The sequence below is a fragment of the Pseudomonas sp. F8002 genome (assembly GCF_013385495.1).
Lineage (GTDB): Bacteria > Pseudomonadota > Gammaproteobacteria > Pseudomonadales > Pseudomonadaceae > Aquipseudomonas.
In genome coordinates this window covers 1-13,630 of record NZ_JACAPW010000012.1, presented here as the reverse complement: position 1 = coordinate 13,630, position 13,630 = coordinate 1, and the positions used below count along the sequence as shown (strand labels likewise).

Sequence of the window (13,630 nt, the reverse complement as noted above, 5' to 3'; positions counted from 1 at the left end):
AAATCGACGACAGGCACCTTCCAATGACTCTACGTATCGCTATCAATGGTTTTGGCCGTATTGGCCGTAATGTCCTGCGCGCACTTTATACCCAAGGCTACCGTCAGGATTTGCAGATCGTCGCCATCAACGATCTCGGCGACAGCTCGATCAATGCCCACCTGCTTAAATACGACACCGTCCACGGTACTTTCGATGCAGAGGTCGCTCATGATCAGGAAAGCCTGACCGTGAATGGTGACCGGATTGCCGTGAGTGCCATTCGCAACCCGGCCGACCTGCCGTGGGCTGCGCACAAGGTGGACGTGGTGTTCGAATGCACCGGTCTGTTCACCGACCGTGACAAGGCCGCCGCCCATATTACCGCCGGCGCGCGCAAGGTAATCATCTCGGCCCCGGCCAAGGGCGCCGATGCCACCGTGGTGTATGGGGTAAACCATGACATTTTGCGTCAATCCCACCAGATCATCTCCAACGCTTCCTGCACCACCAACTGCCTGGCGCCAGTGGCCCAGGTGCTGCACCGCGAGCTGGGCATCGAAAGCGGCCTGATGACCACCATCCACGCCTACACCAACGACCAGAACCTGACCGACGTCTACCACACCGACCCGTACCGCGCGCGCTCGGCCACCCAGAACATGATCCCGAGCAAGACCGGCGCTGCCGAAGCCGTGGGCCTGGTGCTGCCGGAACTGGCAGGCAAGCTGACCGGCATGGCCGTGCGTGTACCGGTGATCAACGTGTCGCTGGTGGACCTCACCGTGCAACTGAAAAAAGAAGCCAGTGCCGAGCAGGTCAACGCGCTGCTGAAAGAAGCCAGCCAGCACTCGAAAATCCTCGGCTATAACACCCTGCCGCTGGTTTCCAGCGACTTCAACCATAACCCGCTTTCGTCGATCTTCGACGCCAATCACACCAAAGTGAGCGGCAAACTGCTGAAAGTGCTGGCCTGGTACGATAATGAGTGGGGCTTCTCGAACCGGATGCTGGATAACTGCCTGGCGCTGTGCAACGCCGAATAAACCAGCGGTACTGACCTCTCCTGCAGGAGCTGGTTTGCCTGCGATGGCATCACCGCGGTCCACCTGACAGACAGCGCGGAACGCATCGCGGGCAAGCCCGGCTCCCACACGGCCTTGCTTCATGCTCCAAAATAGCCACTTGCCATTTGCGTTGATGATAAGCATTATCATTCGCTGCAAATCGGTCTGGTATCACTGTGAGCCAATCTCGTTTCAACCAAGTCTTCCTCACCCAGCGGGTGATTTTGCTGCGCACCTTGCAGCGGATGGTGAATAACCACAGCACCGCCGAGGACCTGTTGCAGGAAACCTACCTGCGCGTTACCCGGGCCCTGAGCGAACGGCCGATCGACCACCTTGAACCCTTTGTCTACCAGACGGCGCGCAACCTGGCGCTGGACCACCTGCGCGCCCGCAGGATTCAGGCCCGCACCCTGCAGGAAGATGTCCCGCTGGACGTCCTGCAAAGCGTCGCCTCCCCCGTCAGCACCCCCGAAGACGCGACACAGGCCGAGCAATTGCTCGAGCACCTGAGTGTCAGCCTCGGCCAGTTGAGCGCCCGCCAGCAGCAGATATTCATCCTCAGCCGCCTGCACGGTTGCAGCTATCAGGAGATCGCCGACAAGCTCGACGTGTCCCTGAGCACCGTGCAGAAGGAACTGAAACTGATCATGGCCATCTGCATAGGTGTGGCCGAAAGACTGGATCGCCCTTAAGCTTTGTCGGCACAGTCTGTAGGACTATTGATTAAAACGTGGCGAAGACCCGAGGAACACCGTGACGGAACCGAATCAACGGCACCCCCATGAGCTGGCTCATGAGGTGTTGCAAGACGCGGCCATGGACCAAGCCCTCGACTGGCTGATCGCCTTGCAGTGCCCGCAACCTGGGCAGCAAGCGGAATTTGAAGCCTGGCTCGCCAACGACCCGTTAAACGCCGAAGCCTTCATCAAGGCCCAGACTGCCTGGAGCGGAGCGCCCGTTCACAGCGCTGCCGTCGCCCTGAATGCGCCACGCAAACCCAGCGCCTGGCGCCGTATCAAACCGCACTGGAAGCCCCTGGCCACTGCCGCTGTGTTGCTGCTGGGCCTGTTCAGCTTCAGCAACCTGCCTATGCGCCTGCAGGCCGACCATCTGACCGTAGTGGGCGAGCGCCAGCGCCTGCAGCTGGACGATGGTTCGAAAGTGTTGCTCAACACCAATTCAGCCTTCTCCAGCAGCATCAAGGACCACCAGCGCATCGCCCGCCTGTATCAGGGCGAGGCGTTTTTCGAAGTACTGCCCAGCCGTGGCCCGCCCCTGGAAATCGACGCCGGCCCGGTGCGCGCCAGCGTGAGGGACACCTCTTTCGCGGTGCGCTACTTGAACGGTGAAGCCCAGGTTCAGGTACAGCGCGGTGATGTCGACCTGAGCAACACGTTTGACGACGCGCGGGTGCGCCTGAGCGCCGGTGAAAGTATCCGCATCGGGCCCAAGGGCTTCGGCCAACCGGCCAAGCTCGACACCACCAAGGACCTGGCCTGGGTCGACGGCCGGCTGATCTTCGAAAACTGCCCGATGAGCGAAGTGCTGGCCGAATTGCGTCGCTACTACCCCGGCTGGATCGTCAACAACAACGACAGGCTGGCCAGCGTGGCCGTCACCGGCAATTACCGGCTCGACCAGCCGCTCGACGTGGTGCGCTCCCTGGCCCACATCACCTCGGCCAAGCTCTCGGAATACCCGGCGCTGGTGATCCTGAACTAAATGAGAATTATTTTTACTCGATAGCCAGCGACGATACGTCTCGTTATAGCCAATGCAACTGATTCCTATTTGATTCAGTGCGCAACTATAAGATTCGTACCTTCCGGAGCGCTCTCGATGTCGTCTCGTTTCAACCGCCGGTCCTCTTCGCCCGTTCGCCGCCACGGCTTGTCGCTGCTGACGGCTGCAATCCTGTTGGCCGGTGCGCCCGTCATGGCCGCCACCGCCGCCGAGCCTGCCAGCCGCAGCCAGGGCAATTACAGCTTCAGCATCGAGCAGCAATCCCTGGTCTCGGCGCTGAACGCCTTCACCGCGGTGACCGGCTGGCAAGTCGGCCTGCCGGCAGAACTGGGCCAGGGTGTGTCGTCCCCTGGCGTGCGCGGCTCATTGCCGGCGGATAAAGCCCTGGACCGGCTGTTGGTGGGGACCAACCTGGGTTATCGCAAACTGGGCAACAACAACATCGTGCTGGAAAAACGCGTCGCCGTCGGCGCCATCACCTTGCAACAGATGACCATCAGTGCCACCCGCCAGGAACAGGCCGTGGACAGCGTGCCCAGCACCGTGACCGTGCACGACCGCGAAGAACTGGACCGCCAGAACGTCAACACCATCCGCGAACTGGTGCGTTATGAGCCAGGTGTTTCGGTGGGCGGTGCCGGCACCCGCTCCGGCAATGCCGGCTACAACATTCGCGGGATCGACGGCGACCGCATCCTCACCCAGGTGGACGGCGTCGAGGTGCCGGACAACTTCTTCAACGGCCCCTATGCCAAGACCCGCCGCAACTACGTCGACCCGGAAATCGTCAAGCGCGTGGAAATCCTGCGCGGCCCGGCCTCGGCCTTGTACGGCAGCAGCGCCATCGGCGGCGCGGTGAGCTATTTCACCCTCGACCCCAACGACATCATCAAGCCCGGCCAGGACTACGGCGCGCGCCTGAAGACCGGCTACAGCTCCGCCGATGAGAGCTGGCTGACCTCCGGCACCGTCGCCGGTCGCGTGCAGGACTTCGACGGCTTGCTGCACCTGAGCCAGCGCAACGGTCACGAGATGGAATCCTACGACGGCAATAACGCCACTGGCCTGGCCCGCACCGGCGCCAACCCGGAAGATGCGCGCACCACCAACGTGCTGGCCAAACTGGGTTGGAACTACGGCGAAGACAACCGCCTGGGCCTGACCTACGAGAAGTTCAAGGACGATCGCGACACCAACCTGAAAAACGCAGTGGGTGGCCCGTTTGTCGGTGGCCAGGGCTTCAACTTCTACCGCGGCCGCACGGGCAACGACACCATCACCCGCGAACGCTTCGGCATCGAAAACAGGTTCGCCCTCGACTCGCCGATTGCCGATCACATCAAGACCAGCCTCAACTACCAGATCGCCAAGACCGACCAGACCACCGCAGAAATCTACCAGCCATCGCGCAAGGTATTGCGCACCCGCGAGACCCTGTACGAAGAGAAGCAGTGGGTATTCGACGCGCAGTTGGACAAGGCTTTCAGCATCGGCGAAACCGACCATGTCGTGACCTACGGCACCACCCTCAAACAGCAGAAAGTCACTGGTTCCCGTGAAGGCGCCGCGACCTGCCTGGCGGTCGGCGCAGGCTGCACCGCCATCGGTGCACCAAGCCCGTCGGCCGCCGACAGCGTGAAAAAAGCCAGCGACTTCCCGGATCCGACCATCAACTCCTACGCGCTGTTTGCCCAGGACCAGATTGCCTGGGACAAGTGGACCTTCCTGCCCAGCGTACGGTACGACTACATCCAGCTCAAACCCAAGCTGACCCAGGAATTCCTCAATACCGTTGACCCGACACGCATCTACGACCACAGCGATTCGGAAAAGAACTGGCACCGTGTAACGCCAAAATTCGGCATCACTTATGCCCTGACCGAGCAATACACCTGGTTCGGCCAATACGCCGAAGGCTATCGCACCCCGTCGGCCAAGGCCTTGTATGGCCGCTTTGAAAACCTGCAGCAGGGCTACACCGTCGAGCCCAACCCGGACCTCAAGCCGGAAAGCAGCCGGGGCGTCGAAACCGGGATTCGCGGCAACTTCGACTCGGGCTCGTTTGATGTGGCGGTGTACTACAACAAGTACCGTGATTTCATCGACGAAGATGCCTCGGTTGCCGGTGGCACCGTCCAGCAGTTCGAAGCCAACAACATCAAGCACGCCACCATCAAGGGCGTGGAGGCCAAGGGCCGCTTGAGCCTCGACGCATTCGGCGCACCGCAGGGCCTGTATACCCAAGGCTCGATTGCCTACACCTACGGGCGCAATGACGACAACGGCGAACCGTTGAACAGCGTCAACCCGCTCAAGGGCGTGTTCGGCCTGGGCTATGACCAGCAGAACTACGGTGCCCTGGTCAGCTGGACCCTGGTCAAGAAACAGGACCGCGTCGACAGCACCACCTTCTTCGCCCCTGACGGCAACAGCGCCAACGGCCCGTTCAAGACCCCGGGTTTCGGCATCGTCGACCTGACCGGCTTCTACAAGGTCACCAACGACGTGACCATCAACGGCGGCCTGTACAACCTGACGGACAAGAAATACTGGAACTGGGATGACGTGCGCAGCTACGACAGCGTCGGCGAAGCCGGTGTGACCGGCCCGGCCAACCTCGACCGCCTGACCCAGCCTGGCCGCAACTTTGCGATCAACCTGATCTGGGACATCTGATCCATGGAGCCTCATCCCGGCGCGATTTAATCTACGCCGGGGTGAGGATTTTTTACTGTGACGCGTCTTCTGGTTCGTCTAGTTCATAACAGCCTGGCAACCAGACGCTTTCTCTTCTCAAGGACTCCCCGATGACCGCCTCCCCTACCGCAGAACGTGCAGCCCTGCGCTCCCAGCGCCTGAACCAGATCACCAACGAACCGCACACCAAGCTCGATGCGTTGGTGAAGGCCCATGCACCGTTTGAAACCCAGGCCAACTTCGCCCGCTTCGTGGTCGCGCAATACCTGTTCCAGTCGGAGCTGGTGGCGCTGTACAACGATGCCGAGTTGATCAAGATCGTCCCTGACCTCGCCGAACGCTGCCGTGCCGAAGCGGCCAAGCTGGACCTGGGCGACCTGGACACCGAAGTACCGGCACCGGTGGCCGGCGCCGTGAAAAACCCGAGCAAGGCCGAAGCCCTGGGGTGGCTGTTCGTGTCCGAAGGTTCCAAGCTGGGCGCCGCGTTCCTGATCAAGCGCGCCGTGGGTCTGGGCCTGAGCGAAACCTTCGGTGCCCGTCACCTGGGCGAGCCGGCAGGTGGTCGCGCTGAAGGCTGGAAGCGCTTCACCCGCACCCTCGACGCACTGGAATTCACCGCTGAAGAAGAAGCCGAAGTGGAGAAAGGCGCGATTGATGCGTTCGTGCGCTTCACCGTGTTGCTGGAACAGGCGTACGCTAGCGCCCCTGAGCTGGCCTGATTCTTCTGTAGAAACCCAATCAATGTGGGAGCTGGCTTGCCTGCGATAGCATCAACTGGGTGTACCTGATGCACCGAGTTGCCTGCATCGCAGGCAAGCCAGCTCCCACATATGATCGGGTTTCAGTCCCTATAATCTGCAACCCACTCCACCCTGCAAGCCCCACTAAAATGACCGGCAAAACCCAATCCTCATCCAAAATCGCCCGTGTCCTGTTCGGCCTGCTGGCCTACGTCAGCCTGGGCATCGGCTTGATTGCGATTGTGGTACCGGGCTTGCCCACCACCGAGTTCATCCTGCTGGCCGCCTGGGCCGCCACCAAAAGCTCGCCGCGCCTGAGTGCCTGGCTGGAAAACCACCGGCTGTTCGGGCCGATCCTGTTCAATTGGCGCAATGGCAAGATCATCGCCCGCCGGGCCAAAGTCAGCGCCACCGTGAGCATGCTGCTGTGCGCCGGCCTGATGCTGGTGATGCTCGACCACGGCTGGCCGATCTACCTGGCCATCGCCGGAATGAGCATGGGCAACCTGTGGATCTGGTCGCGACCGGAACGTCTCCCGCAACCCACCTGACACCCCGACTACCGCTCATCGGCTCCCGCTCATGAACTGCCGGCCCAAGCCGATGTTCCGGGCATAGCGCCGAATGGACTCGCGTGAGCTTGCATACTAATAAGTCCATTCGCGGGTACTTCTATGTTCGACACCCTCTCCATTCGCTTGAAAATCGTGCTGTTGTCCGGTCTGTGCCTGCTGGGGGTGATCGCCCTGGTGGTCGGCATGAACCTGTACCAGACCAACCAGAACGACGAACTCATCAGCGATTCAAGCTCGCGAATGCTCACCGACAGTGTGCAGAACCTGCTGCAGGCCAAGGCCGCCGAACAAGCAGTACAACTGCAAAAAACCTTCGGTGAAAGCCTGTTGGTGGTGACGGCCCTGGCCGACCAGATCAAGGACCTGCGCACTCTGGCCGGCAAGCGCTCGCTGGATGCCGGGGCCTTGCGTGAAGAACTCAACCACAGCCTGAAAACCGCCTTCGACCGCAACACCAAGGTGCTCGGCATCTGGCTGTCATTCGAGCCCAACGCCCTCGATGGCAAAGACAGTGAATTCGTCAATGATGCCGCCCGTGTGTCCAACGAAAAAGGCCGCTTTTCCAGCTACTGGAGCCGCGCTGGCGGTGAAGGCCTGAACACCGTGATGGTCGAGGATGACCTGACCAAGACCAGCCTCAACCTCAGCGGCACGCCCTACAACATCTGGTACACCTGCCCACGAGACACAAAAAACACCTGCCTGCTGGACCCGTATGAAGACACCGTAGCCGGCAAGCCGGTGTTGATGACCACCATTTCCCTGCCGCTGCTGGTCGACGGCAAAGTGATCGGCGTGGTGGGTGTCGACCTCGCCCTCAACACCCTGCAAGCCGCGACCGACGCGGTGCAGAAAGAGCTGTTCGACGGCGCCGGGCACCTGGAGATCATCTCCAGCACCGGGCTGATCGCCGGCTACAGCGGTGAACCCGCCAAAGTCGGCAAAAACCTGATCGACACCCTTGGCGCCGAAGGCAAGGAAATCGTGCAGCTGTTGGCCAGCGATACCCGCAAGATCCGCGAGGAAGACAACACAATCCGCGCGGTGTACCCGGTCAAGCCGATTGCCGACGCCAAATCCTGGGGCATCGTAATCAAGCTGCCCAAACAGGTGCTGTTAGCAGACGCCCACAAACTCCAGGCCGTGCTCGACAACGCCCAGGCCAGCGACACTTTCAAGGCGTTGCTGGTAGGCGCAGCCGCCGGCCTGCTGGGACTGTTGCTGATCTGGCTGGCTGCCACCGGCGTGACCCGGCCAATCAACAGCGTAGCCGCCATGCTCAAGGAAATCGCCAGCGGCGACGGTGACCTCACCCAGCGCCTGGCCTACGGTAAAAAAGATGAACTGGGGGAACTGGTGAACTGGTTCAACCGCTTCCTCGACAAGCTGCAGCCGACCATCGCGCAGATCAAGCAAAGCATCACCGAAGCCCGTGGCACCGCCGACCAGTCCTCGGCAATCGCGCGCCAGACCAGCGAAGGCATGCAGGTGCAGTTCCGGGAAATCGACCAGGTGGCCACCGCCTCGAATGAAATGAGCGCCACCGCCCACGACGTGGCCAACAGCGCCTCCAACGCCGCCAACGCCGCTCGCGGTGCCGACCAGTCAGCCCGTGAAGGCATGCAGATTATTGAACGCAGCACCCGCGACATCACCACCCTGGCCGAAGAAGTCAGCAAGGCCGTGACCGAAGTCGAAGCCCTGGCGGTGAACAGCGAGCAGATCGGCTCGGTACTGGAAGTGATCCGCAGCATTGCCGAACAGACCAACCTGCTGGCCCTGAACGCTGCGATTGAAGCGGCGCGAGCCGGGGAAAGCGGGCGCGGTTTTGCGGTGGTGGCCGACGAGGTGCGCAACCTGGCCAAGCGTACCCAGGACTCGGTGGAGGAGATTCGCCTGGTGATCGAACGCATCCAGACCGGCACCCGTGGAGTGGTGGCGACCATGCATTCGAGCCAGACCCAGGCGCAGAACAACGCCGGGCAGATTCATCAGGCGGTGCAGGCTCTGGGCAAGATCAGCGATGCGGTAACGGTGATCAGCGACATGAATCTGCAAATCGCCAGCGCTGCCGAGCAACAGAGTGCGGTGGCCGAAGAGGTCAACCGCAATGTCTCGGCAATCCGCACAGTGACCGAAACCCTGACCGGCCAGGCCACCGAATCGGCGGCCATCAGCAGCCAGCTCAACGCCCTGGCCAGCCAGCAGATGAAGCTGATGGATCAGTTTCGGGTTTGACCCGAGCTTGAAACCAGTGAACACCCAATGTGGGAGCGGGCTTGCTCGCGAACGCGGTGGATCAGTCGGTACATGTATTGACTGACATACCGCATTCGCGAGCAAGCCCGCTCCCACACAAGCCCGTCCACATTTAGAATCGCGGTGCCTTATTGACCCGTCCAGGCTGCCACAAACGGCGCCAGGTCTTCTTTCGGGGCCGTACGCGGCGGGTTTTGTGGGGTGCCCAGGTAGAGGAAGCCAATCACTTCCTCATCCGCCTTCAGCCCAAGGCCTTTGGCGACATGGGCCGAGTACGACAACTCACCGGTGCGCCACACCGCGCCGATCCCCTGGGCGTACGCCGCCAGCAGAATCCCGTGGGCCGCACAAGCCGCCGCCAGCAGCTGCTCGGATTTTGGCACTTTGAAATGTTCCTGCAGGCGGGCAATCACCACCACCACCAACGGCGCACGCAGCGGGCCGTTCTGCGCCTTGTCGATCGCGGCCTGGGGCGCGTCGGCGTCCTGCAGGCGGGCGGCTTCGGCCAGCAGGGTGCCCATGCGCTCACGTGCCGCGCCTTCCACCGTCAGGAAGCGCCAAGGCCGCAGCTGGCCGTGGTCGGGCGCGCGCATGGCAGCGGCGAACAGCAGGTCGCGCTGCTCCTGGGTCGGTGCCGGGTCCAGCAGTCGCGGCACGGAAACACGGTTGAGCAAAGCGTCGAGAGCCTGCATTGGCCACCTCCAGAGAAAAATGTGCGGTCATTCTAGCGGGAATGAATCGGATACCACCAAACGATAATTGCTCTTATTCAATCCGCCCTGCCCTGTTAGACTTTGCGGCCTTATTTTCAGCCTACGTTCAGGAAGACTGATGTCCCGTTCGCCCCTTCGCCTGCCTGCACTGTTGATGGCCTTGAGCCTGAGTGCCTGCGATGACGCCCCGCGCTTCACCAAGGCCGAGCCTGGTGAAGCGCGTGCCGGTGGCGCGACCACGGTGAGGAAGACCGACCAGAACGCCTTCTCCCTGCCCTCGGCCAACCTGTCGCCCACCCGGCGCCTGGACTTCAGCGTCGGCAACAGTTTCTTTCGCAGCCCCTGGGTGATTGCCCCGTCCACCACCACTGCCCGCGACGGGCTGGGCCCGCTGTTCAATACCAATGCCTGCCAGAACTGCCATATCAAGGATGGCCGTGGGCATCCGCCATTGCCCGATGCGCCCAACGCGGTGTCGATGCTGGTACGCCTGTCGATTCCCGATGCGCCGCCCTATGCGAAGGTCATCGAGCAACTGGGTGTAGTCCCCGAGCCGGTCTACGGTGGGCAATTGCAGGACATGGCCGTGCCCGGCGTCGCCCCGGAGGGCAAGGTGCGGGTCGACTACACGCCGGTCAACGTCCGCTTCAAGGACGGCACCGTGGTCGAACTGCGCAAGCCGGCCCTGCAAATCACCCAGCTCGGTTATGGGCCGATGCACCCCGACACGCGCTTCTCGGCGCGGGTTGCACCGCCGATGATCGGCCTGGGGCTGCTCGAAGCGATCCCCGACGCCGACATCCTGCGCAACACCGACCCGAAAACCGCCGACAAGGAAGCCATTGTCGGGCGGGCGAATTGGGTCTGGGACGACGCGCAACACAAGACCGTGCTCGGTCGATTTGGCTGGAAAGCCGGGCAACCGAACCTCAATCAACAAAATGTTCACGCGTTCTCTGGTGATATGGGCCTGACCACCTCCCTGAGACCGTTCGATGACTGCACCGATGCACAAGTGGCCTGCAAACAGGCGCCCAACGGCAATGGCCCGGATGGCGAGCCTGAGGTCAGCGACAATATCCTGCGCCTGGTGCTGTTCTACACCCGCAACCTGGCCGTCCCCGCCCGCCGCGACGTCAACGCACCGCAAGTGCTGGCCGGGAAAAACCTGTTCTACCAGGCCGGTTGCCAGGGCTGCCACACCCCGCAATTCACCACGGCGCCCACCGCCGCCGAACCTGAATTGGCCAACCAGGTGATTCGCCCCTACAGCGACTTGCTGCTGCACGACATGGGCGACGGCCTGGCCGACAACCGCAGCGAATTCAAAGCCAGTGGCCGCGACTGGCGCACGCCGCCGTTGTGGGGCATTGGCCTGACGCAAGCCGTCAGTGGCCACACCCAGTTCTTGCATGACGGCCGCGCCCGCAACCTGATGGAGGCCGTGCTGTGGCACGGCGGTGAAGCCCAGGCGGCGCAGCAGCATGTGTTGTCGTTCAATGCCGAGCAGCGCGCCGCGTTGCTGGCATTTCTGAATTCTTTATAAGCTTTGTCCTAATTACAGAAGGGAGCTCGACATGTTCCGTCCCAAGTTGTTGTTCACCAGCCTGGCCGCCCTCGCCCTCGGTGCGTGCTCGCCCCAGGACCCGCAAGCGGTGACCTCGGCGGCCATCGCCAAGCAAGTGATCCTGCCGACCTACAGCCGCTGGGTTGAAGCCGACCGCCAACTGGCCGTCAGCGCCCTGGCCTACTGCCAGGGCAAGGAAAGCCTGGAGACCGCCCGCGCCGACTTCCTGCACGCGCAAAAGGCCTGGGCCGAGTTGCAACCGCTGCTGATCGGCCCGCTGGCCGAGGGCAACCGCTCGTGGCAGGTGCAGTTCTGGCCGGACAAGAAAAACCTGGTGGGTCGTCAAGTCGAGCAACTGGTGACCGCCCAACCACAGATCGACGCCGCCGCCCTGGCCAAGTCCAGCGTCGTAGTGCAGGGCCTGTCGGCCTACGAATACATCCTCTACGACGCCAAGACCGATCTGGCGGACGAGACGCAAAAAGCCCGCTACTGCCCGTTGCTGGTAGCCATCGGCGAGCGCCAGAAACTGCTGGCCGAAGAGATCCTGTCGAGCTGGAACAGCACCGACGGCATGCTGGCACAGATGACCAAGTTTCCTAACCAGCGCTACGCCGATTCCCACGAAGCCATCGCCGACCTGCTGCGGGTTCAAGTGACTGCGCTGGACACCCTGAAGAAAAAACTCGGCACCCCGATGGGCCGCCAGACCAAGGGCATCCCGCAACCGTTCCAGGCCGATGCGTGGCGCAGCCAGTCGTCCCTGCAAAGCCTGGAAGCCAGCCTGGCTGCCGCCCAGACCGTCTGGGTCGGCGTCGACAACAAAGGCCTGCGCGGCCTGTTGCCTGCCGATCAAAAGCCCCTGGCTGACAAGATCGACGCCGCGTATGCCGCCTCCCTGAAACTCTTCGCCAGCAACCAGCGTACGCTGAATGAAATGCTGGCCGACGATGCCGGGCGCCAGCAACTCAACGATATCTACGACAGCCTCAACGTGGTCCACCGCCTGCACGAAGGCGAGCTGGCCAAGGCGCTGGGCATCCAACTGGGCTTTAACGCCAACGACGGTGACTGATGATGCTCAGGCGACAGGCTTTGGCCCTCGGCAGCGTGCTGCTCAGTGCGATCACTTTGGGCGGCTGGACGCTGTTCAAGCAGAAGGGCAAAAGCCCGCTGCTGCTCTCGGCGCGGGATGACAGTGATGGCAGGCACTACGCCGTCGGCTTTCGCCTGGACGGCAAGCAGGTATTTGCCACCGAGGTCGGCCAGCGCTGCCACGACATCATCAACCACCCGACGCTGCCGATTGCGCTGTTTGTCGCCCGCCGGCCGGGCACCGAGAGTTACCTGATCGACTTGCGGGACGGGGCGCTGCTGCAAACCATCACCTCCAAGGCCAATCGCCACTTTTACGGGCATGCGGTGGTGCACAAGGATGGCGAGTGGTTGTATGCCACAGAGAACGACACGTCTGACCCGGGTCGCGGTTTGCTGGGTGTATACCGGTTCGAGGGTGAGCGGCTGGTGCACACCGGGGAGATTTCCACCCATGGGATCGGGCCGCACCAGGTGTCGTGGATGCCTGATGGCGAGACGCTGGTGGTGGCTAACGGCGGGATTCGTACCGAGGCGGAGAGCCGGGTGGAGATGAACCTGAATGCCATGGAGCCGAGCCTGGTCCTGATGAAGCGTGACGGGACGCTGTTGAGCAAGGAGACCCTGGGCCAGCAGATGAACAGTGTGCGGCATATGGGGATTGCCAGCGACGGGACGATCCTCGCGGGGCAGCAATTCATGGGGCCTTCCCATGAGCGTTCGGAGTTGCTGGCGATCAAGCGGCCCGGGCAGGCGTTTGTGGCGTTTCCGGTGGCGGATGAGCAGTTGCAGGCCATGGGGCACTACACGGCCAGTGTGGCGGTGCACAGCGAGTTGCGGCTGGTGGCGTTGACGGCGCCACGGGGGAATCGATTCTTTATCTGGAACATGGACAGCGCGCAGTTGCTGCTGGACGGGCCGTTGCCGGATTGTGCCGGGGTGGGTGCGGTGGCTGACGGGTTTGTGGTGACTTCCGGGCAGGGGCGTTGCCGGTTTTATGATTGTCGGCAGGTGCCGTTGGTGGGCAAGCCGCTGGAGTTGCCGGCGGGGCTTTGGGATAACCATCTGCATCTGGTTTGATTGGGGGGCATATCCGTTGCTGCGGTAACGGCGGCTTATGGTTCCGCTCTTACAGCGGCTCACTTTTGAAGAGCGCAAAAGTAAGCAAAACGCTCTTGCCCCACCACTCGGC

At 62.2% G+C, this 13,630-nt stretch carries 11 protein-coding genes and 1 pseudogene; 11 read left to right on the top strand and 1 reads right to left on the bottom strand.

Annotation, left to right across the window (positions count from 1 at the left end; translation table 11 throughout):
* Positions 1 to 23: 23 nt before the first annotated feature.
* The 8 genes and pseudogenes from gap (at position 24) to HX811_RS32195 (ending at position 9,042) form a co-directional block, all read left to right on the top strand.
* The gene (gene gap / locus HX811_RS10590; RefSeq protein WP_003214117.1) at positions 24 to 1,025 is read left to right on the top strand and encodes a type I glyceraldehyde-3-phosphate dehydrogenase; all 1,002 of its coding nucleotides are present in this window, start codon (positions 24 to 26) and stop codon (positions 1,023 to 1,025) included.
* Positions 1,026 to 1,222: 197 nt separating this feature from the next.
* The gene (locus tag HX811_RS10585; protein WP_003214115.1) at positions 1,223 to 1,741 is read left to right on the top strand and encodes an RNA polymerase sigma factor; all 519 of its coding nucleotides are present in this window, start codon (positions 1,223 to 1,225) and stop codon (positions 1,739 to 1,741) included.
* 61 nt (positions 1,742 to 1,802) lie between these two features.
* Positions 1,803 to 2,771, top strand: a complete 969-nt coding sequence (locus HX811_RS10580) for a FecR domain-containing protein (protein WP_177045872.1) — start codon at positions 1,803 to 1,805, stop codon at positions 2,769 to 2,771.
* A 117-nt stretch (positions 2,772 to 2,888) separates the two neighbouring features.
* Complete coding sequence (locus HX811_RS10575) at positions 2,889 to 5,468, top strand: TonB-dependent receptor (RefSeq protein WP_177045870.1); 2,580 nt, start codon at positions 2,889 to 2,891, stop codon at positions 5,466 to 5,468.
* 131 nt (positions 5,469 to 5,599) lie between these two features.
* Positions 5,600 to 6,208, top strand: coding sequence for a biliverdin-producing heme oxygenase (locus HX811_RS10570; protein WP_003214109.1), 609 nt, complete (start codon positions 5,600 to 5,602; stop codon positions 6,206 to 6,208).
* Positions 6,209 to 6,378: 170 nt separating this feature from the next.
* A complete protein-coding gene (locus tag HX811_RS10565) occupies positions 6,379 to 6,780 on the top strand; it encodes a YbaN family protein (RefSeq protein WP_008435511.1) in 402 nt (133 codons plus the stop codon).
* Positions 6,781 to 6,903: 123 nt separating this feature from the next.
* Positions 6,904 to 8,184, top strand: a pseudogene (locus tag HX811_RS32200) (HAMP domain-containing protein); the annotation flags it as partial.
* Positions 8,185 to 8,286: 102 nt separating this feature from the next.
* Complete coding sequence (locus HX811_RS32195) at positions 8,287 to 9,042, top strand: methyl-accepting chemotaxis protein (RefSeq protein ID WP_371132407.1); 756 nt, start codon at positions 8,287 to 8,289, stop codon at positions 9,040 to 9,042.
* 149 nt (positions 9,043 to 9,191) lie between these two features.
* Here HX811_RS32195 and HX811_RS10555 read toward each other — a convergent pair whose 3' ends face one another.
* Entirely contained in the window at positions 9,192 to 9,755 is a 564-nt protein-coding gene (locus HX811_RS10555; RefSeq protein WP_003214103.1) for an NAD(P)H nitroreductase, read from the bottom strand.
* A gap of 139 nt (positions 9,756 to 9,894) precedes the next feature.
* Between HX811_RS10555 and HX811_RS10550 the strand changes: the two genes are divergently transcribed.
* The 3 genes from HX811_RS10550 to HX811_RS10540 are packed head-to-tail and all read left to right on the top strand — an operon-like array spanning position 9,895 to position 13,518.
* Positions 9,895 to 11,322: a di-heme oxidoredictase family protein gene (locus HX811_RS10550; RefSeq protein WP_177045866.1), complete on the top strand. Its 1,428-nt coding sequence runs from the start codon at positions 9,895 to 9,897 to the stop codon at positions 11,320 to 11,322.
* Between the two features lie 31 nt (positions 11,323 to 11,353).
* Positions 11,354 to 12,418, top strand: coding sequence for an imelysin family protein (locus HX811_RS10545; protein ID WP_102606236.1), 1,065 nt, complete (start codon positions 11,354 to 11,356; stop codon positions 12,416 to 12,418).
* Between the two features lie 2 nt (positions 12,419 to 12,420).
* Positions 12,421 to 13,518 carry a DUF1513 domain-containing protein gene (locus HX811_RS10540; protein WP_087694475.1) on the top strand — a complete coding sequence of 366 codons (1,098 nt, stop codon included), beginning with the start codon at positions 12,421 to 12,423 and terminating at the stop codon, positions 13,516 to 13,518.
* Positions 13,519 to 13,630: the final 112 nt, after the last annotated feature.